The 21,356-nt window shown below is 66.0% G+C and carries 13 protein-coding genes; 7 read left to right on the top strand and 6 right to left on the bottom strand.

Annotated elements, in window-relative coordinates:
• The first annotated feature begins 83 nt into the window (after nt 1–83).
• Together FBZ90_RS23735 and FBZ90_RS23730 are read left to right on the top strand one after the other, a co-directional pair.
• Nucleotides 84–785, top strand: coding sequence for a response regulator transcription factor (locus FBZ90_RS23735; RefSeq protein WP_145735475.1), 702 nt, complete (start codon nt 84–86; stop codon nt 783–785).
• On the top strand, nt 772–2,157 hold the full coding sequence (locus FBZ90_RS23730; protein WP_145735473.1) for a sensor histidine kinase: 1,386 nt from the start codon (nt 772–774) through the stop codon (nt 2,155–2,157). The genes FBZ90_RS23735 and FBZ90_RS23730 overlap by 14 nt, the downstream gene beginning before the upstream one ends.
• Nucleotides 2,158–2,189: 32 nt before the next feature.
• Here the strand turns inward: FBZ90_RS23730 and FBZ90_RS23725 are convergent, their stop codons facing one another.
• Nucleotides 2,190–3,887, bottom strand: a complete 1,698-nt coding sequence (locus FBZ90_RS23725) for a methyl-accepting chemotaxis protein (protein ID WP_145735471.1) — start codon at nt 3,885–3,887, stop codon at nt 2,190–2,192.
• Nucleotides 3,888–4,336: 449 nt separating this feature from the next.
• On the opposite strand from FBZ90_RS23725, the gene FBZ90_RS23720 reads away from it, so the two are divergent.
• From FBZ90_RS23720 to FBZ90_RS23710, 3 genes are all read left to right on the top strand, one after another.
• On the top strand, nt 4,337–7,561 hold the full coding sequence (locus FBZ90_RS23720) for an efflux RND transporter permease subunit (protein WP_145735469.1): 3,225 nt from the start codon (nt 4,337–4,339) through the stop codon (nt 7,559–7,561).
• A 67-nt stretch (nt 7,562–7,628) separates the two neighbouring features.
• A complete protein-coding gene (locus FBZ90_RS23715) occupies nt 7,629–8,837 on the top strand; it encodes an efflux RND transporter periplasmic adaptor subunit (RefSeq protein WP_186456013.1) in 1,209 nt (402 codons plus the stop codon).
• A 5-nt stretch (nt 8,838–8,842) separates the two neighbouring features.
• Nucleotides 8,843–10,312: an efflux transporter outer membrane subunit gene (locus tag FBZ90_RS23710; protein ID WP_145735467.1), complete on the top strand. Its 1,470-nt coding sequence runs from the start codon at nt 8,843–8,845 to the stop codon at nt 10,310–10,312.
• 55 nt (nt 10,313–10,367) lie between these two features.
• Here the strand turns inward: FBZ90_RS23710 and FBZ90_RS23705 are convergent, their stop codons facing one another.
• The 3 genes from FBZ90_RS23705 to FBZ90_RS23695 all read right to left on the bottom strand — a co-directional run bounded on the left by FBZ90_RS23705 (nt 10,368) and on the right by FBZ90_RS23695 (nt 15,694).
• Nucleotides 10,368–12,056: a methyl-accepting chemotaxis protein gene (locus FBZ90_RS23705; protein WP_145735465.1), complete on the bottom strand. Its 1,689-nt coding sequence runs from the start codon at nt 12,054–12,056 to the stop codon at nt 10,368–10,370.
• Nucleotides 12,057–12,083: 27 nt separating this feature from the next.
• Nucleotides 12,084–13,112, bottom strand: a complete 1,029-nt coding sequence (locus FBZ90_RS23700) for a sulfotransferase family protein (RefSeq protein ID WP_246130789.1) — start codon at nt 13,110–13,112, stop codon at nt 12,084–12,086.
• 452 nt (nt 13,113–13,564) lie between these two features.
• Nucleotides 13,565–15,694 carry a multicopper oxidase family protein gene (locus FBZ90_RS23695; protein WP_145735463.1) on the bottom strand — a complete coding sequence of 710 codons (2,130 nt, stop codon included), beginning with the start codon at nt 15,692–15,694 and terminating at the stop codon, nt 13,565–13,567.
• A 220-nt stretch (nt 15,695–15,914) separates the two neighbouring features.
• Between FBZ90_RS23695 and FBZ90_RS23690 the strand changes: the two genes are divergently transcribed.
• Nucleotides 15,915–16,922: an adenosine deaminase gene (locus FBZ90_RS23690; RefSeq protein ID WP_145735461.1), complete on the top strand. Its 1,008-nt coding sequence runs from the start codon at nt 15,915–15,917 to the stop codon at nt 16,920–16,922.
• Nucleotides 16,923–16,948: 26 nt separating this feature from the next.
• Here FBZ90_RS23690 and FBZ90_RS23685 read toward each other — a convergent pair whose 3' ends face one another.
• The gene (locus FBZ90_RS23685; RefSeq protein ID WP_145735459.1) at nt 16,949–17,524 is read right to left on the bottom strand and encodes a manganese efflux pump MntP; all 576 of its coding nucleotides are present in this window, start codon (nt 17,522–17,524) and stop codon (nt 16,949–16,951) included.
• A gap of 345 nt (nt 17,525–17,869) precedes the next feature.
• The gene (locus FBZ90_RS23680; protein ID WP_145735457.1) at nt 17,870–18,580 is read right to left on the bottom strand and encodes an EthD domain-containing protein; all 711 of its coding nucleotides are present in this window, start codon (nt 18,578–18,580) and stop codon (nt 17,870–17,872) included.
• 288 nt (nt 18,581–18,868) lie between these two features.
• Between FBZ90_RS23680 and FBZ90_RS23675 the strand changes: the two genes are divergently transcribed.
• On the top strand, nt 18,869–21,277 hold the full coding sequence (locus tag FBZ90_RS23675) for a sialidase family protein (RefSeq protein WP_246130785.1): 2,409 nt from the start codon (nt 18,869–18,871) through the stop codon (nt 21,275–21,277).
• Nucleotides 21,278–21,356: the final 79 nt, after the last annotated feature.

Genomic DNA, 21,356 nt, shown 5'->3' with positions numbered 1-21,356 from the left:
CTCAAAAATCACCTCAGTCCAAATTCCCAACCGGACGGGAAGCCACTAGATTAAGGGGAGGATCTTCCTGGAACCTGTGCCCGATGCCGTCCTCCGAAACCATTGCCCACCTCCATCTGGTTGAAGATGAGCCCGACATGGCGCGGGAGATTGTGACCAGCCTGGAGGCCCGCGGCTATTCCGTCAGCCATTCCGTCACCGCCGCCGCCGCGCTGGAGATGCTGCGCGCCGACCGGGGCGTGGCGGTGATCATCGTCGACCGCATGCTGCCCGGCGGGATGGACGGGTTGGACCTGGTGCAGGACCTGCGGGATGAGGGTATCGCCACCCCCATCCTGGTGTTGAGCGCCCTGGGCTCGGTCGATGACCGGGTGCGGGGCTTGAATGCCGGTGGCGACGATTACTTGACCAAGCCCTTCGCCGTGGCGGAACTGGTGGCCCGTGTCGAGGCACTGCGCCGCCGCCCACCGGATACCCGCGCCACCACCCTGCGCGTGGGGTCGCTGGAGATGGACCTGTTGAACCGCACCGTGCGCCGGGGGGAGCGGGAGGTGCCGCTGCTGCCCCGGGAATTCAAGCTGCTGGAATATCTGATGCGCCGGCCGGATCAGGTGATCACGCCGGCCATGCTGTTGACCGACGTCTGGCATTATCGCTTCGTGCCGCAGACCAACGTGGTCGACGTGCATATGGGCAAGCTGCGTCACAAGATCGATGATGTCGGGGAACTGCCCATGATCCATCGTGTCCGTGGCGCCGGGTTCATGCTCCGTGCCGCGGATTGATCTCTTCCGGGCCGGTCCGTTCCGGCTGGCGCTCGGCTTCGCCACGGCGCTGTCGGTGGGTATGCTGCTCATCTTCGGCTTCATCTACTGGCAGACCAGCGAGGTCGAAACCCGCCGCATGCGCCGGGACTTGGTGCAGGAGGCGGCGCTGGCGGCGCAGACGCGCGACGACGTGCTGCTGTACCAGCTGCAGGTCCGCATCATGGCGGACTATCACCGGGTCACCGTGGCCGCCTGGTTCGATGCCGATGGCAAGCTGCGCTACGGCAACCTGGACGTCTTGCCGCCGGATTTGCCCATAGACGACAGCGGTCACCGCCTGGATATCCAGACCAACAACACGGATCGACCCGAGCCCGCCATTGTGGCGGCGGCCCGGCGGCCGGACGGGGGTGTGGTGGTGCTGGGCCGGGCCATGGATGAACTGCTGGCCTTGCAACGGGTCGTGGCCCGGACGCTGATCATGGGCCTGCTGCCGGCGGTGGCCCTGGTGCTGGCCTCCGGCATCCTGGTCGGCGCGCGGGCCCGGCGGCGTGTGGAAACCGTGCAGCAGACCATCGCGCGCATCATGGGCGGCGACTTGCGCGAACGATTGCCCTTGTCCGGCAATCGTGACGCCCTGGACCAGCTGTCGGCCCGCGTGAACCAGATGCTGGACCGCATCGTCCATCTGCTGGATGAGATACGGGCGGTGGGCGACAATATCGCCCATGACCTGCGCACCCCGCTGTCGGTCATGCGCGCCAAGCTGGAACGGGGGCTGGCGTCCCCCGGCCCCGGTGAGTTGCGGCGGGGGGCCGAGGCGGCGCTGGCCGACCTGGACAAGGCCTTCGCCATGATCACCGCCCTGCTGCGCATCGCGGAACTGGAGGACAGCCGCCGCCAGGCCGGGTTCACCACCGTGGACCTGACGGAGGTGGCGATGGAGGCCTTCGACCTTTACGAGCCGTTGGCCGAGGCCAAGGGCGTGACCCTGGAGCGGGAGGAGTCCGGATCCCTGTTCGTGGTGGGGGACCGGGACCTGCTGATCGAGGCGGCGGCCAACCTGCTGGACAACGCCGTGAAGTTCACGCCCGAGGGCGGCCGCATCGTCATCCGCACCCATATGGCGGCGACGGAGGAGGGCGGCGGCCAGGGCCCGGTGCTGGAGGTGTCGGACACCGGACCCGGCATTCCGGTGGCGGAGCGGGCGGCCGTCATCCGCCGCCTGTACCGCTTGGACAAAAGCCGCCATGTCCAGGGTAACGGCTTGGGCCTGTCCCTGGTGCAGGCCATCGCCACCCTGCACGGTTTTCGCCTGGTGATCGGCGGTGGCGAGACCGGTGCCGTCATCGCCCTGGCCTGTGGCACGCCGCAGGCGCAGGGCGATTAAGGAAACCGGCGCTCGGGGACCGCCGTCGCGGCTTACGCTCGCACCGAGGTGAGGAAGACCTGCACTTCCTGGCGCAGATTTTCCGAGTTGTCCGACAACTCCCCGGCCGAGGTCAGCACCTGTTGCGCGATCGTGCCCGTGGTGTTGGAGCTTTCGGTGACGCCCGCGATGGCCTCGCTGACCTGATGGGTGCCCTGGGCCGCCTGCTGGACGTTGCGGGCGATCTCCATCGTGGCGGCGCCCTGCTCTTCCACGGCGGAGGAGATGGCGGTGGAAATGCCCCTGATCTGCTCGATGATCAGGGAAATGTCCTTGATGGCCGTCACGGTGCTGTGGGTTTCTTCCTGCATCGACGTGATTTGCTGGCCGATTTCACCAGTGGCCTTCGCCGTCTGGTCGGCCAGCATCTTCACTTCGCTGGCGACGACGGCGAAGCCCTTGCCCGCCTCGCCGGCGCGGGCGGCCTCGATGGTGGCGTTGAGCGCCAGCAGGTTGGTCTGGCTGGCGATATCGTCGATCAATCTGACCACGCCGCCGATGCGCTCCGCGGCGCCCGTCAGGTTCTGCACCAGGGCGTTGGTGGCGGTGGCCTTGTCGAACGCCTCGCCGGCGATGGCGGCGGACTGCGTCACCTGCCGGGCGATTTCCTTGATGGAGGAGGACAGCTCCTCCGTGGCGGTGGCGACGGTCTGCACATTGGCCGACGTCTGCGTGGACGCGGTCGCCACGGTGACGGCCTGGTTGGAGGATTGCTCCGCCGCCGACGCCATGGTCAACGACGCGTTCTTCAGCGCCGCGGAGGATGTGGAAACGGTCTGGACCATGCCCATGACCTTGGCCTCGAAATCGTCAGCCATGCGGTTCATCGCCCGCTTCTGATCTTCCGCCGCCTGCGCGCGTTGCGCCTCCTGCTCCGCCCGCAGGCGGGCGTTGTCGAGGGCGTTGCTCTTGAACACGCCGACGGCGTGCGCCATCCCGCCGATCTCGTCCTTGCGCTCCGTTCCCGGAATGTCGACGGCGGTGTCGTTCCTGGCAAGCCGGTCCATTGCCATCTGCAGGGCGCGGATGGGGTTGACGATCCCCCGCCCGATCAGCCACGCCATCACCAGCCCGGCCACTATTCCCGCTGTACCGGCGGTGATCGACAGGCTTATGGCCTGGTCGATCACATCCTTCACTTCCTGGGCGTTCTGGTTATTCAGGTTCTCGAAGTAATGAGAAACGGCGTCGTTGGCATCTGCGTAACGCTTGGCCGAGTCATCGATCGTCTTTACTGCCGCGCGGAACTCATCTGAATTGGCGGCGACGCCGCGCGCCCGCAAGGCATCAAAGGATTTCGCATCCGCAGCAAACGTGGTCACGGTGTCCGCGAAGGCCTGCGTCAGCTTTTTGCCCTCATCGGTGCGGATCTTCCGGCTCACGGTATCGATATCCGATATCGCATCCCCAAAGGCTTTGTCGCGTTTAGCGATATAGGACTCGTCACCCGTTGCCACGTAGCTCCAAGTCATGACGCGCCCTTGGCGGACATTGAGATAGGCATTCTTCAGTCCGATGACCGCCTCCGACCGGCGGTGGGCCGTCTCATATTCCCGCTTGATACTCTCAAAACGGATAACGGAGACTGTAATCAAGGAAATTATCAGAACTATTAGTATTCCAAACGCGCCAAAAAGGCGTACTGGAATCTTCAGATTGGATATCAAAGTCGCCACCGTGAACTGGAACATAGATCAGCGTCAAAATATGCAGGATACTATCATGTTGAAAAAGGGTGTCTTTCGCACCGTTGTTATGCTCTAGCCGCGTCTCCTGGTGGCGGCCAGGCTCTATCCTTGGGCGATCGATCCCGGCAATGAAGTTCCAGGATCAGCGACGGGATTCCACTTCCAGTTGCCGGCCCCCCTGAGGGGGTTCCACCTCTGCCCGCGTTCGCCATCGCATGGCGGCCTGACCGCTCGGCCATTTTAGCCCGCGCGGGGCGGTTGGCTTCTGTGTCATTTCGCACTGCAACCAAAAAAATTATTTAATCCCAATTAACCGGAACGTCCCCTATTTCCCAGGGTGTTGGGTTTTCCGAACCCGTTCTCGAGGGATCACGAGACGTGTCGCACCACATCCTGAATGACCGCCACCGGCCCCGCGCCGACCGTTCCCGTTTAAGCGCGGGGGCGCCGTCATGATCGAAATCGTCAAGATCGCCCTGCGGCGGCCTTACACCTTCATCGTGATGGCCATCCTGATCCTCATCTTCGGCGTGTCATCGGCGGTGAAGACGCCGACCGACATTTTCCCCGACATCGGCATTCCCGTCATCGCCGTGGTGTGGACCTACAACGGCCTGCAGCCCGACGACATGGCGGGGCGCATCATCGGCTATTACGAGCGGTCGCTCACCTCCACCGTGAACGATGTCGAGCACATCGAATCCCAGTCGATGCAGGGCTTCGGGGTGGTGAAGGTCTTCTTCCAGCCCAACGTCAACATCAACGCTGCCCAGGCGCAGGTCGTGGCCATTTCGCAGACGGTGCTGAAGCAGATGCCGCCGGGCATTAACCCGCCGCAGGTCCTGACCTTCAACGCCGCCAGCGTGCCCATCCTGCAATTGGCGCTGTCCAGCGACCATCTGTCGGAAACACGGCTGAACGATATCGCCCAGAACTCCATCCGGCCGCAGTTGGTGACGGTGCCGGGCGCCGTGCTGCCCTCGGTCTATGGCGGCAAGGTCCGCCAGGTTCAGATCGACCTGAACCAGCAGGCCCTGCACGCCTACGGCCTGTCCGCCACCGACGTCGCCGCCGCCCTGTCGGTGCAGAACCTGATCACCCCGGCCGGCACGCAGAAGATCGGCAAGCTGGAATATCCGGTGGACCTGAACGACTCCCCGGTTAATATCAATACTTTCAATGACTTGCCGATCAAGACGGTGAACGGGGCCGTCGTCTATATGCGGGATGTCGCCAATGTGCACGATGGCAGCCCGCCCCAAACCAACGTCGTGCATGTGGATGGCAAGAAGGCGGTGCTGATGTCGGTGCTGAAAGCCGGCTCCGCCTCCACCCTCGACATCATCGCCGGCGTCTACCAGCGCCTGCCCGATGTGGAAAAGACGCTGCCCGACGGCGTCACCCTGACCCCCATCGGCGACCAGTCCATCTTCGTGAAGGACGCCGTCAGCGGCGTGATCCGCGAGGGTGTCATCGCCGCCGGCCTGACCGGGCTGCTGATCCTGCTGTTCCTGGGCAGCTGGCGGTCCACCCTCATCATCACGGTGTCCATTCCGCTGGCCATCCTGGCCTCCATCACCACCCTGTCCGTGCTGGGGGAGACCATCAACGTCATGACCCTGGGTGGCCTGGCGCTGGCCGTGGGTATCCTGGTGGACGATGCCACCGTGACCATCGAGAACATCAACTGGCACCTGGAACACGGCAAGCCCATCGAAACCGCCATCCTGGACGGCGCCAAGCAGATCGTGGTGCCGGCCACCGTTTCGCTCCTGTGCATCTGCATCGCTTTCGTGCCCATGTTCGGCCTTGGCGGCGTGGCCGGCTTCCTGTTCCGCCCCATGGCGGAGGCGGTGGTGTTCGCGCTGATGGCCTCCTACGTGCTGTCGCGCACCTTGGTGCCGACCCTGGCCAATTACCTGCTGCGCAACCAGACCCATGCCGGCCACGGCCTGCACACCGATGTCCACGGCGCGCCCACGCGCAACCCCTTCGTCAAGTTCCAGCGGGTGTTCGAACGCGGGTTCGAGGCGGTGCGTGCGACGTACCAGGGGTTGCTGCTTCTGGGCCTGCAAAACCGGCGCTGGTTGATCGGCGGCTTCCTGGTGGTGTCGCTGGGATCCTTCGGGCTGGCGCCCTTCCTGGGGCAGAACTTCTTCCCCGCGGTCGATGGCGGGCAGATCAAGATCCACGTGCGGGGCCGTACTGGCCTGCGTATTGAGGAAATGAGCCGCCTGTGCGACCGCGTGGGTGACGCCATCCGCCATGTCATCCCGCCCAAAGATCTGGCCGGGACCGTGGACAACATCGGCCTGCCGGTCAGCGGCATCAACATGGCCTATGGCAACAGCGGCACCATCGGCGTGGAGGATGCGGACATCCTGATCGCGCTGAAGAAGGACCACGCGCCGACTGACGGCTATGTCGACATCCTGCGCCATGACCTGCCGCGCCTGTTCCCCGGCACGACCTTCGCCTTCCTGCCGGCGGACATCACCACCCAGGTGCTGAACTTCGGCCTGCCTGCCCCGCTGGACGTGAAGGTCGTCGGCAGCGATCTGCAGGCTAACCGCGCCTACACCAACAAGCTGCTGGCCAAGATCGCCCGCATTCCCGGCGTGGCCGACGCCCGCATCGAACAGGCATTCCAGCTGCCGTCGCTGAAGGTATCGGTCAATCGCTCACTGGCCGGGCTGGTGGGGCTGACCGAGAAGGACGCCGCCACCACCATGCTGGACACGCTGGCCGGCAGCACCCAGACGGCACCGACCTTCTGGCTGAACCACAAGAACGGCATTTCCTACCCCGTGTCCATCCAGACGCCGCAGCGCGATATCGACACCATGGCCGGCCTGCAGACCCTGCCGCTCACACCCGCCAGCACCGGCCGCGCCAGCCAGCTTCTGGGGGGCTTGGCGCAGATCAGCCGGGGCCGGCAGGACGCGGTGGTGACCCACTACAACGTCCGGCCCACCATCGACATCTACGCCACACCCAAGGACCGTGACCTGGGGGCCATCGCCAGCGACGTGCAGAAGGCCATCGACAGCATGGCGGCGGAGTTGCCGCGCGGCAGCCACGTCGACATCCAGGGCCAGGTCACCACCATGACCAGCGCCTATCATCAGCTGTTCGTCGGCCTGGCCTTCGCCATCGTGCTGATCTACCTGCTGATCGTCGTGAACTTCCAATCCTGGCTGGATCCCTTCGTCATCGTCATGGCCCTGCCCAGTGCCTTGGCCGGCATCGTCTGGATGCTGTTCGGCACCGGCACCACCCTGTCGGTGCCGGCCCTGACCGGCGCCATCATGTGCATGGGCGTGGCCACGGCCAACAGCATCCTGGTCATCAGCTTCGCCCGGGAACGGCTGGCCGCCGGCGTCGACGCCCTGACCGCGGCGATGGAGGCGGGCCACACCCGTTTCCGTCCGGTTCTGATGACGGCTCTGGCCATGGTCATCGGCATGGCGCCCATGGCCATCGAGCCGGGGCAGAACTCCCCCTTGGGACGCGCCGTCATCGGCGGCCTGGTCTTCGCCACCCTGGCCACGCTGTTCCTGGTGCCGGCGCTGTTCAGCCTGGTGCATGCCCGTGACCATGAACGCGCCCATGCCCCAGGGGGACACGCACATGACGGGCACACCCCGGATGGTCACGCCACGCCGGCCCCCGTCTGAGCCAGCCCCCTTTCGACCCGATCTTCCCTAAGCCGCAGCCGCCGTCCCGGATAGGAGCGACCCGACAATGTCCACCGCCCAGATCACCACCCCCAATCCCCGCCGCCTGGCCCTGTTGGGCGGGGTGGCCCTGCTTGCCGCCGGCGCCATCGTCACCGTTGGCCTTACCGACCGTGCCCGGGCGACGCGCGAGCTGGTACAGTGGAACGCCGACCAGGCCATCCCCACCGTGGCCCTGGCCCCCCTCACCCGTGGGGCGGCGCAGCAGGCGCTGACCTTGCCGGGCACGCTGCAGGCCTACACCCAGGCGCCCATCTACGCCCGGGTCAGCGGCTATCTGAAAAGCTGGGACAAGGATATCGGCGCCAAGGTGAAGGCGGGTGACCTGCTGGGCACCATCGACACCCCGGACCTGGACCAGCAGCTGGAACAGGCCAAGGCCGACTTGACCAAGGCCGAGGCGACCGCCCGTCTGGCCGACCTGACGGCCAAGCGTTGGGCGGCGCTGGTGGCCTCGCAGTCGGTGTCGCAGCAGGCCGCGGACGAGAAGGTGGGCGATAGTGCCGCCAAGCGCGCCGCGGTGGAAAGTGCCGCCGCCAACGTCCGCCGGCTGGAGGCGCTGACGGCGTTCAAGCGCATCGTGGCGCCCTTCGATGGCGTGGTCACGGCGCGCACCACCGACGTCGGGGCCCTGATCAACGCCGGCGGCGGCGTGGGGCAGGAACTGTTCCAGGTGTCGGACCTGCACCGCATGCGCCTGTACGTCCAGATCCCGCAGGCCTTCGCCAGCCTGCTGACCCCGGGGGTCAAGGCCACCTTCGACCTGCCGCAATATCCGGGCCGGCATTTCGACGCCACGCTGGTGACGACGGCCAATGCCGTCAGCCAGGCGTCGCGCACCATGCTGGTGGAGCTGCAGGCTGACAATCCGGACGGCGTGCTGACGCCTGGCACCTTCGCCGAGGTGCATTTCCAGGTGCCCAGCACCCCCGGCATGGTGAAGGTGCCGGCGACCACCCTGATCCCCAGCGACAAGGGGGCGGAGGTGGCCGTTGTCGGGCCCGATGGCAAGGCGCTGCTGAAGACGGTCACCATCGGCCGCGACATGGGTGACAGCGTGGAGATCGTGGCCGGCCTGACGCCGGCGGACAAGGTGATCGACAACCCGCCCGAGACGCTGGCGTCGGGCGACCCGGTGCGCCTGGCCGGGGCGGGTGGGGTGACGGACAAGATGGCGGATGCGGCGTCCCCCGCCGCGCCCAAGGCGGACCGGTAACAGCCATGTCTCTCGGCAAAACCCTTCTGGCCGGCGGCGCGCTGCTGGCACTGTCGGCTTGTAATCTGGCGCCGGATTACCAGCCGCCCCACCTCGACCTGCCGCCCGCCTTCAAGGAGGCCGGCGGCGCCCCGTGGCAGCCGGCCCAGCCGGCGGACCAGGTGACGCGTGGCCCGTGGTGGACCGCCTTCAACGACCCGGTGCTGAACGGCCTTGAGGATAGGATAGAGGCGGCCAATCCCACCCTGGCGGTGGCGCTGGCCCGCTATGACGAGTCCCGAGCGGATGCCGCCGCCGTCTCCGCCGGCCTGTTGCCGCGTGTGGATGGCACCGCCAGCCTGACGAACAACCGGCAGTCCAAGGATCGGCCGCTGCGCGGTGCTGGCCAGCGGGATGTCTATGGCTCCAACACCGTCGGCGCCTCGGCCTCCTATGAGATCGACCTGTGGGGCAAGGTGCGCAACCAGGTGGCGGCCGGCCGGGCGACGGCTCAGGCCAGTGCCGCCGACCTGGCCTCGGTGCGGCTTGGCCTGCAGGCGGAGCTGGCCAGCGACTACTTCGCCCTGCGCGGGTTGGATGAACGGGCGCACATCCTGGCCGACACGGTGACGGCCTATGAGAAGCAGCTCAGCCTGACCCAGACGATGTTCCAGGGCAACATCGTCGCCGGCATGGATGTGTCGCGCGCGGAAACGCAGCTGGACAGCGCCCGGTCCCAGGTTTCGCAGGTTGCCTCGCAACGGGCGCAGATGGAACATGCCATCGCCGCCCTGGTGGGCGCGGCCCCGGCCCAGTTCTCACTGGCGCCCGTGCGCTGGACGCCCACCCTGCCGGCGGTGCCGACCGGCCTGCCGTCCACGCTGTTGCAGCGCCGCCCCGACGTGGCGGCGGCGGAGCGTGACGTGCTGGCCGCCAATGCCGGCATCGGCGTGGCCCGCGCCGCCTATTACCCGGACCTGTCCCTGCAGGCGGTGGGCGGCTTCCAGGACACCGGCTTCAACCTGCTCAAGCTGCCCATGGCCTTCTGGTCGGTGGGACCGGGCATCACCCTGCCGCTGTTCGAGGGGGGGCGGCTGGATGCCGGCCTGGCCAAGGCGGTGGCCCAGCATGATGAGGCCTCCGCGAAGTACCGCGAGACGGTGCTGAACGCCTTCCGCGAGGTGGAGGACAATCTGGCCGCCATCCGCTGGCTGGGGGCCGCCGCCAAGGACGAGGACGCCGGCACCCTGGCGGCCCAGCGCACCCTGGACATGGCCACCAACCTGTATCGGGATGGCGCCGACAGCTATCTGGAAGTGGTGACGGCGCAAACGGCCCTGCTGGAAGCCCAGCAGAGCAGCCTGGACCTCCACACCCGCCAAGTGCAGGCCGATGTGGCCCTGATCCGCGCCCTGGGCGGCGGATGGAGCGTGGAGGCGCTGCCGTCGGACAATGAGGCGACGCGCTTGCCGGACCAGGCGACCAAGGCGCCCTGAAGGAAGGGCGGCCCCCCTGCCAGGAACGCCGCCCTTCCTTCCCCCGTGACCGTCGTCAGATGGCGCGCAGGCGGGCGAAGAAGCCGGTGATCTCCGCGTTCAGGGTGTCGGCGTCCAGGCGCAGCGCTTCGGAGGCGGAGCGCAGGGCGTTGGCCGACTGGCTGGTCTGTTCGGCGGCCCCGGCGACGCCGACGATGTTGGAGGTCACCTGCTGGGTGCCGATGGCCGCCTGGTTGATGTTGCGGGCGATCTCAGAGGTGGTCGCCCCCTGCTGTTCCATGGCGGAGGCGATGGCGGTGGCGATGGCCCGCATGTCGCCCACGACATGGGCGATGGTGCCGATGGCGTCTACCGCGCGGGTGGTTTCCTGCTGGATGCCGGTGATGTAGCCCTGGATCTCGTCCGTGGCCTTGGTGGTCTGGCTTGCCAGGGTCTTGACCTCGCTGGCGACGACGGCGAAGCCCTTGCCGGCCTCACCCGCCCGGGCGGCCTCGATGGTGGCGTTCAGGGCCAGCAGGTTGGTCTGGCTGGCGATTTCCTGGATCACCTGGATGATGTTGCCGATGCTCTGGGCGGCGTCCGCCAGGCCCTGCATGGTGACGCCGGTCCGCTCGGCCTGGGCCACGGCGCGCTCGGCGATGTCGGTGGAGCGGGTGACCTGGCTGTTGACCTCGCCCACGGCGGCGGCCAGTTCCTCGGCGGCGCTGGCGATCATCTGCACATTGCCCGTGGTTTCGGCCGAGGCGTTATTGGCCATTTCCACCATGCCGCGGCTCTGCGTCGCCATGTCCGCCAGGCCCGATGAATGGTTGCGCACGTCTTGCGAGGCGCTGACCACGTTGTCCAGAACCTGCGCCGTGCGCTGCTGGAAGTCGGCCAGCGAAGCCTCCACCGCCTGTTGCCGGCGCAACTTCTCCTGCTGCTCGGCTTGTTGGGCCTGGGTCAGTTCGGCATTGCGCAGGCCATTGCGCTTGAACACCTCCAGCGCGCGGGCCAACCGCCCGATCTCATGCTTGTCGTTCAACAGGGGGATGTCGACGCCGAGGTCGCCATCGGCCAGTTGCCCCATGCGTTCGGTGATCAGCTTCAACGGCTTGGCGATGCTGCGCGCCAGCAGATAGGCGACCAGCCCCCCCGCGAGGACCACGAGGGCCGTCAGCAGCAGCATATCAGTCAATATATCATGATATATCACGTCCACGTCATCGATGTAGATGCCGGCGCCCAATGCCCATTGCCACGGCTCGAAGCCCAGGCTGTAGGTCATCTTGGGGAAGCTTTCGGCCGGGCCGCCCTTGTTGCCGGGGCGCGGGTAGGTATAGGTGAAGGAACCGCCGCCCTGCTTGGCCGCCTCGATACCCAGGCGCACGGTTTCCACACCGTCCGCGGTCCTGAAGTCCAGGCGGTTCTTGCCCTCGAACTCCCGCTTGATGTGGACAATGGTCACGCCATCGTACTGGTTGACGTAGACGTATTCGCCATTGCCGAAGCGCAGCTTGCGAATGTCGTCCTGGGCGCCCTTCTGCGCCTGGGCGCGGGTCATCTCACCGGCTTGTTCACGGTCGTACCAATTTTGCGCGATCCCGCGGGTGACCGTCAGGATCTGCTTCAGCTCTTCCTTGCGGTCGTCCATGAGCGTGGTGCGCAGGGTGGACAAGGCGAAGCTGACCGCCAGGGCCAGGGCCAGCACCAGCATGGGCATGAACAGCGCCAGCCGGTGGGAAATCTTCAGTTTGTTCAACATGAGGGGTTCTTTCGCGGACGAATGGGGTCAGGCGATGGCGACGGCGCACGGGTTGCCGTCCGCGCGGAAAAGGGCGTGGGGCAGGTCCAGATCGCGGGCGCAGGCCTCGGCGTGGCGCTGGTACACCTCCTCCACCCCGAAGCGGTGCAGCAGGTCCAGGTCGGCGTCGGTGACAGAACCCCTGTCCCGGTCCTGGTAGCCGTAGCTGGCCACGCCGCCTGCCTGGTGGTGCAGGCCGGGCGCGGCATAGGCATCTGGTTCATCGGGGAAAATGACGCTGGACCCGGTGCCGTCCAGGCTGTCCATGCGCTGCCAATGGGTCACCATCTCCGGCGTGAAGCGGTCACCCAGGCCCACGCGGCTGAACAGGGCCTTGGCCGCCGGCACCGGCTGGCGGGCCGCCTCGTACACATAGTGGGTGACGGGAACGCCCTGACGGTGGGCATAGGCCGCCACCCGCACGGCATTCAGCGAGGCGATGACGAAGTTTTCCATCAACTGCTCGCGCCCCATGCGATGGGACCATTTGCGCAGCCAGGAGGCCAAGCCGTGCAGCGGCTGGCGATCTAGCAACACCAGGTGCAGCCGGCTGGCGGGATAGCCCGCCTCGATCAGCATACGCAGGGGAACGTACAGGCATTCCGCCGTCAGGTAGGGGCCGGCCACGTCCTTGCAGAAGATGTGGGGCGCCTGGTCGGCCAGGGGAACGACCCAGGGGCCAGGCGTGCCGGCGGCCAGCACATGGCGCATGATCGCCTTGGTCGGCTGGTAATAGGACGGCAGGCCGGCCACACCGAACAGATTGGCCAGGGCGGTGGACCCCACGCGCGCCCGGCCCCAGGCGCAGGTCAACTGGGGGAAATCCTGCTCAGCCCTATCGCGGAAGCCCGCCCGCAGGTGGGTGGCCACCTGATCGTTCAATCCGGCAAAAGGAAATTCGCGTGTTTGATACCGTCCATCGGATGACAGGCAGATGCCATCCAGCGCCGCGTCATCCTGTTCCACCAGTTCGGCAAGCGCCGCCAGGTCGATGATTTTCTTGTAGAATGCGACCATGAGTCTTCCTATCCCAAGAATTCCTTGGGCCTATTGCGGGGGTGCCTTGGGGATGGGTGGGGTTGCTTTCCTACACCAAGGTATAGGGTAGAGACTCTTAAGACAATATTAATAAGAAAAGATTCACAAACGGCACCACTAAAGTCCATATTACATTTCTGTGAACGCGTTTACATAGCAATTTATAAATAGTTGTTCAGTTTAGTTGACTAAAATTTTCCCGATTTACTATGCATTTTCCCGGGGTAAAACAGCCATGGGCCCGCTTCCGGAATGTCCGTCGGGTCCCCGCTGCGGAATGGTTCCCCTATGCGTCTTCGCGAAAGCGCAGGAGGCTTGTTGAGCCTCGCTCAAGCATGTCGGCGCCAATCCCATTTCGAGACGCGCAAAGAAAAACGGCCCAGCCGGGTAGGCTGGGCCGCAGTGAAGGGAATTTGAAAACTTGAAGGTGATCAGTGATGGGCGTGGGCCATGCCGCCGTTGCCGTCGCTGATCCCGATCTGCACATTCTGCATCATACCTTGGTCCTCATGGTCCAGGATGTGGCAGTGCAGGACAAATTCGCCGATGTACCGCTCATACCGGGTACGGACGATCAGGCGATAATAGCCCGTGACCGGCTCCGTCAGGGTGGCACCGAAGGGGACCTTCGTCTTGACCCATAGCGTATCCTTCCAGACGCCGCGTAAGCCGGCGTACTGGTTGTCGCCGTCCTTTTCAACATAGCCCGGCGCGCTGACGTCGTTGCCGTCGGGATCCAGGATGGCGACGATTTGGAACGGGTTCACATGGATGTGGAAGGGATGGTTGATCCCGTAAGAACGCAGTTCCCATTGCTGTGCCTGGCCCAGGATCAGCTTACGATCGATAATGGTCGGATCATAGGGCATGGTCTGTGGCCGTCCGTTGGCCCCCAGCTTGAATGTGTTGCCCACGGTGAAGATGGCGGGGCCGTTGGGGTTGTTGAGATCCTTGGGGCCCAGATAGAACAACATCTCTTGCGTCGGGGTGTTCGCCACCTCTCCTTCCAGGATGGTGGGGTGCGGGACGAAGCGGGTCAGCAGGATGTTGGGTTGGCCCTTGGCGTCCTTGGCCGTCAGATCCTGGATGATGCTGTCCTTCACATCGGCCGGCATGGTGCGTTGGGCGGACGCCACCAGGGTGTTCACCAGGGTCTGGGTCGGGTTGGCGGTGGGGGTGCCGCCGCGGACGGTCACCACACCCAGCAGGCTGCGCAGCGTTTCCGAACGGCTGACCGTGGCGCTGGAACTCATGGCGCCCTGGGTCATGCAGTAGTTGCCGGGTTCCGGGAACACCACCAGCAGGTCATAGCGGTATCCCGGTTGTAGCACGGTATCGGTGTTGGTCAGGGTGTTGCCCATGGTCAGGCCGTCGGCTGCCACCACCTGGTACGGCACGGCGGGGCCGGTGCATACCGTGTCGATGAACTTGCCGGTGGCGTCCTTGGTCGGGCGCGCGGTGGCGGCGGTGGTGTCCACCATCTTGTGGAATTCCACATTGATGGTCTCACGCACGCCGGCATGGATCAGGCGCCAGCGTTCCACAGTGCCCGCCTTGGCATCGGTGAAGGTTGGCATGACCACGCCGTTGATGCTGGTCCACCGCCCCGAATTCGCCCAGCTGCCGGGACCGAATTCATCACTGGTGGCGGAGGAGCTTCCGGGCGGGTTCTGAATGGCGCCGTAGGTATCGATGATGCCGGTTTGATTGGCCTGGCAGGTCCAGGTCGGCTTTCCGCTGTTGTCCAAGCAGTAGTACTGGATCTGCTGGAACACCAGCGTGCGTTCCTTGAAGGATTGGCCATCCGGCCCCACCAGCAACGTGTCGAGGTCGCCATTCACCTGGGGCGTCGGCTTGCGGTCGCCACGGATGATCAGGGCACCGGCCATGCCGCTGGCCACCTGCAGCGCGGTCGAGCCGTGACGGTGCGGGTGGTACCAGAAGGTCCCGGCCGGATGGTCCGCCGGTATGTTGTACTCATACTGGAAGCTGACACCCGGGTTGATGGAGATCAGCACGTTGTCGCTGTTACCCGTCGGGCTGACCCACAGGCCGTGGGAATGCAGGTTCGTGCCGTTGAAGCAGTGCGGCTCGTCCACCGGCTTGCTGCCGCTGGTGCAGTCCGGGTCCGCCGGAAGGTCGTTGTGCAGGGTGATGCGCACCGTGTCACCGGGCGTCACGTCGATTTCCGGGGCCACATAGGGGGTGCCGGGCGATACACCGGTGCCGACATAGCTGCGCAGATGCAGGCGCTGGTAGCGCTGCTCACCCGGGTCGTAAATGGCAGCGTCGGTGTATTTGATGTGCAGATCGTAGGCGCGCTCTTTACCGGCATGGGGCTGCGCGGTGGTGGCCAGGCTGAGGGCCGAAGACGCCTTGGGCAGCCCCAGCACGTTGGCCGATCCTTGCGCCGGCGCCGTCTGCGGCAGGACGGGCGGATTGGCGAACGTGCTTTGCGCCGTCGCGGGCTGCGCGGTCGCCGCCCCCAAAGCCAGGCTAAGGGCCGCGGCCCCCGCCCAGCGCCAATTGATTGACGCGCCACGCGTCGAATGTCGGTGCATGCTTACCCCCTTTTTTCGCGGCCCAGGGCCGCCCTATGGTTGAGTTGTTGGGGGCAATTTAACAGATGTCGCGCGGCGATACACCCGTTTAGCGAGTGTAATTTTGATTTATGCTCCCTTCAGATGTGATCGGCTTGTTAATGGTTCCGTGGGAAAGGCTGTCGTCGATGGGTGGCCTGGCGCTACACTGGCTTTTTCCGCGACCAGAAAAGGCAGCCCGATGACCGACCCTCTCTCCGATTTCATCCGTTGCCTGCCAAAGGCGGAGCTGCACCTGCATATCGAAGGCAGCCTGGAACCGGAGCAGATGTTCGCGTTCGCCCGCCGCAACCGCGTGGCGCTGCCCTTCCGCACGGTGGAGGAGGTGCGGGCGGCCTACGCCTTCACCAACCTTCAGGACTTCCTGGACATCTATTACCAGGGGGCCCAGGTCCTGCGCACGGAGGAGGATTTCCGCGACCTGGCGCTGGCCTATTTCCGCCGGCTGGCCGCCGACGGCGGCGTGCATGCCGAGATCTTCTTCGATCCCCAGACCCACACCGACCGGGGCATCCCCTTCCAGGTGGTGGCCGACGGCCTGCTGGCCGGCATGGCGGCGGCGGAGAGGGAGCTGGGCATCACCGCCCACCTCATCCTCTGCTATCTGCGCCACCTGGATGAAGAGGCGGCCTTCGCCACGCTAAGGGCGGCGGAGCCCTATCTGGACCGCATCGCGGGCGTGGGGCTGGATTCGTCGGAGGTGGGCAACCCCCCGTCCAAGTTCGCGCGGGTGTTCCAGGCTTCGCGGGAACGGGGGCTGAAGCTGGTGGCCCACGCGGGGGAGGAGGGGCCGCCCGACTATGTCTGGCAGGCGCTGGACATCCTGGGCGTGGATCGCCTGGACCATGGCAACCGCGCGCTGGAGGATGAGGCGCTCACCCGTCGCCTGGTGGACCAGGGCACGACGCTCACGGTGTGCCCCCTGTCCAACCTCAAGCTCTGCGTCGTGCCCAGCCTGGAGGCGCATCCCTTGCGGCGCATGCTGGACCTGGGCCTGAGGGCCACGGTCAATGCCGACGATCCGGCCTATTTCGGCGGCTACCTGCTGGACAACTACGTGCGGGTGGCGACGGCCCTGGGCCTGGACCGGGAGCAATTGGCGCAACTGGCCCGCAACAGCATCACCGGCTCCTTCCTGGATGCCGCCGCCCAGGCGCCCCACCTGGCGCGGTTGGACGCCCTGGCGTGACGGCCTCGCCGGGCTGGCTTGGTGGGTCAGCCGCCGAAGCCGCCCAGGGTGTGGTCATACAGCACCTTGGCCCCGATGCCGATAAGGCCGATGCCGCCCGCCACTTCCGCCCAGCGGCCCAGCACGGGGCCGGCGGCCCGGCCCAGCATGACGCCGCCAAAGGCCATGGTGAACGTCACCAAGCCGATCAGGGCGATGGTGGTCGGTATGTCCACATTCATATAGCCCAATGTGATGCCCACGGCGGTGGCGTCGATGCTGGTGGCGATGGCGGTCATGGCCAGGGCCAGGGGCGAGTGCCGTTCGGCCTTGGGCTTGTCTTCATCGTCGTTCTTCCACGCCAGCCAAGCCATGCGGCCACCCACGATCAACAGCAGGCCGAAGGCGATCCAATGGTCATACGCTTCGATGTAATGGGCGAAGGACAGGCCCAGGCCCCAGCCCAGGATGGGGGCGGCCAATTCGAACAGCCCGAAATAGGCGCCCACGCGGGCGGCCTCGCGCACGCCGGGGCGGTTCAGGCTGGCGCCCTTGCCCAGAGAGGCGGCGAACGCGTCCATGGACAGGCTGAACGCCAGGGCGAAAGAGGTGGTGATGGGCATGGTCGAACCTTTGGGGCGGCAAACGCGACAGGCCAGGCAAGCGACAGCAGCACCACGCGTCCGGCCTGGCCCGGTCGAACGCGACATGCCACTGGTCTCGCCAGCGGTCCCCGGCAAGCGGTGGACCGGTCGCACGCGCCACGGGCCGTACCGGCAAGGCCGGCTTACACCGGTCATGCCAAGGGCCCAAGTCTGTTGACGCGGCGCCCGCTCAGTATCGGCGGGCGGCTACTCCCCAATGATGGGCGCTGCATAACGGCTGATCCGGGGTGCTGTCAACCCTTCGTGGGCACCGCACCATGGCCGCTTTCTTAACCGCCCCACCTCCACCTCTGCGCCTGCTGATCAAAGCCCGTTGGCGTGGCGCAGGCGTTCGACCGGATAGCCCTCCGCCAGAAGGAAGAAGCTGCGCTGGGTATCAAGCACGGGTGAAAGGCGGTCCAGGGTCGGCAAGACAGCGTTTTCAACGGCGGACAGGGCTGTCGCTTGGTCCGGGAACCAGAACTCCAGCACATGATCGGCATAGGGCTCCGCGCCGCCCGGACCGGGCAGGGCGACGTTGACCAAGCCAGCGATAGGTTGGGACAGGGTCCGCAGGCCGTCCACGGCGCTGTCTCGGGCGGCATCGAACGCAGCGATGTCGGTCGAGGGTGACCGCTTCAGGAAAATGAACAGCTTGGCGGCGTCGGGCGTCGTAACGCCCCATTTTCCCTCTTCGCGGACCACGGACTTCAGGACGGTGTCCTGATCGACGAAATTGTCTTCGTCGGGGCGCAAGCGGCTCAGATAATAGGGGGTGGAGACGGACGCGGCCAGGTGACCGAAATCGTTGAACCAGACCTCGGTGACGAAGTCCCTGTCCGCCAGCCAAGGTCCGGAAGAGTCCGCTTGCGGATAAAAGACGTGATTTTGCTCATAGCGACTGGGCATGGCGCCGGCGTCGGCCGGCGGTGCAAACACCATCGGCCCGTGGACCGTCCGCAGATGCGTCAAGGCCTGGTCGCGGCTTTTGGTCAGACAGCGCCGACCCGCGATCAATAATTTTATGTCCTTCATGGCGTTCCCCCTGGTTTGTAAGGGGACTCTCTCATCCGGAAACAGAGAACCAAAATCACTTATATCGAATAAATGTATTGATGATCGTGATTGGCGGCGGTCGATTAGGCGTCGATGTCTCCAGCTTTTTCTTAAGCGTTCCACCTTATGTTGTTTTCAGTCGCGCTCAGCATGGCGAGAAATCAGCCACGTTCACATGGCGGCGGCGTCTCGTTGCTTGATGTTACCGGTAACTTAGGCGACAGTGACTGCCGAAAACGATTACAAAACGGGGTTGGGAACGCTGCCATGACAGGAAGCTCGCATTCCGCGCGGGGGTGCCGTCGGCTACCCGACATCTTCGCCGCCACGGTCGCCCTTTCGGTGCTGGCCGCTTGCCAGGCCGATCCTGGCCGCGGGGTGTCCCCCACCGCCGCGGGGCCGTCGCTCTCCCAGGGGCCGGCGTTGGCCGGGCAGGTGCCCTATCACTGGAAGAATGTCCAGATCGTCGGCGGTGGTTTCGTCGACGGCATCATCTTCCACCCCACCGAGCCCGGCTTGCGCTACGCCCGCACCGACATGGGGGGCGCCTACCGGTGGGATGGGACGGCCGGCCGCTGGGTGCCCTTGCTGGATTGGGTGTCCTACGCCGACACCAATCTGATGGGCGTGGAAAGCATCGCGCTCGATCCGCGCAACCCTGATCGGGTCTATCTGGTGCTGGGCACCTACACCAGTCCGGATGCGCCCAATGGCGCCATCCTGCGGTCCGATGACCGTGGGCTGACCTTCCGCCGCGTGGTTGTGCCCATCAAGTTCGGTGGCAACGAGAACGGCCGGGGCAATGGCGAGCGCCTGGCCGTCGACCCCAACGACCCGGACACCCTCTACCTCGGCACCCGTCATGACGGCCTGTGGGTCAGCCGCGATGGCGCCGCCACCTGGACGCGCGTTTCCTCCTTCCCCGATGTGACGGAGGATGCGTCGACGCAAGCCGTGGCCGGCGTGCCACCCTGGGCGCGGGGTGGCGCCGGGCTGGTGTTCGTGATCTTTGACCCCAGGAGCGCGCGGAAGGATGGCAGGGGCAGCCGCACGATCTATGTCGGCGCTTCGCTCAAGGGACGCGACAACCTGTTCCGCAGTGCGGACGGTGGCAAGACATGGGCGCCCGTGCCGGGCCAGCCCACGGCCAACCGGCCGACGCGCGCGGCGCTCGCTGCCGACGGCACGCTCTACGTTTCTTACGGCAGCAGCCCCGGCCCCACGCGGATGACCGACGGCGCCGTGTGGAAACTGGACACCCGGCGGGGCAAGTGGACCGACATCACGCCGGAGAAGCCGGACGCCGCCCACGGGGCGGCCTTCGGCTATGCCGCCGTAGCGGTGGACGCGCACAACCCCCGGGTGGTCATCGCCAGTTCCTTCGACCGGCACCGCCAGCCGGGAACCTCACCCGGGTTGGGTGAGGATATCTTCCGCAGCGTGGACGGCGGCAAGACCTGGCACGGCGTGTTTGGCGGCCCCCAGGGCGATGGCAGGAACGGCGGCGTCTACGATTACAGCCTGGCGCCCTATGTGAAGCCCACGCCCATCCATTGGCTGTTCGATATCGAGATCGACCCCGCCAACCCCGACCATGCCCTGTTCACCACCGGCTATGGCGGGTGGGAGACGATGGACCTCCGCGCCGTGGACAAGGGCCAGCCCAGCCACTGGCAGGTGATGAGCACGGGCATCGAGGAAACGGTGGGCATGGCCTTCACCAGCCCCACCCAGGGTGCCCCCCTCATCTCCGCCATCGGCGACTATGGCGGGTTCGTGCATTGGGATCTGGACAAGCCGGCGGTGGAGGGGGCGGCGGCCCCGCCGCTGTTCGGCAATACCGACAGTGTGGTGTCGGCGCCGTTGAAGCCGGAGGTGGTGGTGCGCGTCGGCATCCGCGACGAACGCTATCCCGGCGTCAATATCGGCTACTCGCTGGATGGGGGCCACCGCTGGCAGCCCGCCGGGATGCCCACGCCGGAGGCCAAGCGGGGCAAGGTCGCCGTCTCCGCCGATGGCGCCACCTGGGTGTGGACGCCGCAGGGGGCCAAGGAAGGGCTGGTGTCCGGCGCCTTCGTCACCACCGACCGCGGCGCCACCTGGACCAGCGCCCAGGGCTTGCCGGAGGGCGTGCGGGTGATCGGCGACGCCATCGATCCCGACACCTTCTACGCCCTGTCGCTGTTCGACGGGAAACTGTACGTCAGCACCGACCGGGCGGCGCATTTCCAGGCCCGTTCCTTCACCCTACCGAATGGCCTGCCCACGCCGGCGGTGGTGCGGAACGGCCGGGGCGACCCCCGGGGGGGCCAGGATGCGCTGTACGCCACGCCGGGCGCGCGGGGGGATTTGTGGATCGCTGCCTTCGACGGCCTTTACCATGGCACGGCCGCCGGTGGGGCCTACGCCCGGATGCCGGACGTGGAACAACTGCACGCCTTTGGTTTTGGCCGGGCGGCGCCGGGGGCCGCCACAGCGGCCCTGTACCTGGTGGGCACCATCGACCGGCAGCGGGGCATTTTTCGCTCTGACGATGCCGGCCGGCACTGGGTGCGGGTCAATGACGACCAGCACCAATGGGGCCTGATCCTGCAGGTGTCCGGTGATCCCAAGCGCTTTGGCCGCGTCTATGTGGGCACGCATGGGCGCGGCATCGTCTATGGTGATCCCGCCTAAGGGAATCACCATATAAGCCAAAGGGTTAGTGCCTTCCGGCTAGTAGGGGGCGGGCACTAACCCGATACCCTTTGCAGCT

Source organism: Nitrospirillum pindoramense (assembly GCF_007827955.1).
Classification (GTDB): domain Bacteria; phylum Pseudomonadota; class Alphaproteobacteria; order Azospirillales; family Azospirillaceae; genus Nitrospirillum; species Nitrospirillum amazonense_B.
This window is presented reverse-complemented; position numbering and strand designations above follow the sequence as displayed.

Excerpts from the sequence above, each read along its gene's own strand:
- FBZ90_RS23695 (WP_145735463.1), bottom strand. The coding sequence starts at position 15,694 with ATGCACCGACATTCGACGCGTGGCGCGTCAATCAATTGGCGCTGGGCG.
- FBZ90_RS23700 (WP_246130789.1), bottom strand. The coding sequence starts at position 13,112 with ATGGTCGCATTCTACAAGAAAATCATCGACCTGGCGGCGCTTGCCGAA.
- FBZ90_RS23710 (WP_145735467.1), top strand. The coding sequence starts at position 8,843 with ATGTCTCTCGGCAAAACCCTTCTGGCCGGCGGCGCGCTGCTGGCACTG.
- FBZ90_RS23715 (WP_186456013.1), top strand. The coding sequence starts at position 7,629 with ATGTCCACCGCCCAGATCACCACCCCCAATCCCCGCCGCCTGGCCCTG.
- FBZ90_RS23735 (WP_145735475.1), top strand. The coding sequence starts at position 84 with ATGCCGTCCTCCGAAACCATTGCCCACCTCCATCTGGTTGAAGATGAG.
- FBZ90_RS23685 (WP_145735459.1), bottom strand. The coding sequence starts at position 17,524 with ATGCCCATCACCACCTCTTTCGCCCTGGCGTTCAGCCTGTCCATGGAC.
- FBZ90_RS23720 (WP_145735469.1), top strand. The coding sequence starts at position 4,337 with ATGATCGAAATCGTCAAGATCGCCCTGCGGCGGCCTTACACCTTCATC.
- FBZ90_RS23705 (WP_145735465.1), bottom strand. The coding sequence starts at position 12,056 with ATGTTGAACAAACTGAAGATTTCCCACCGGCTGGCGCTGTTCATGCCC.
- FBZ90_RS23675 (WP_246130785.1), top strand. The coding sequence starts at position 18,869 with ATGACAGGAAGCTCGCATTCCGCGCGGGGGTGCCGTCGGCTACCCGAC.
- FBZ90_RS23690 (WP_145735461.1), top strand. The coding sequence starts at position 15,915 with ATGACCGACCCTCTCTCCGATTTCATCCGTTGCCTGCCAAAGGCGGAG.
- FBZ90_RS23680 (WP_145735457.1), bottom strand. The coding sequence starts at position 18,580 with ATGAAGGACATAAAATTATTGATCGCGGGTCGGCGCTGTCTGACCAAA.
- FBZ90_RS23725 (WP_145735471.1), bottom strand. The coding sequence starts at position 3,887 with ATGTTCCAGTTCACGGTGGCGACTTTGATATCCAATCTGAAGATTCCA.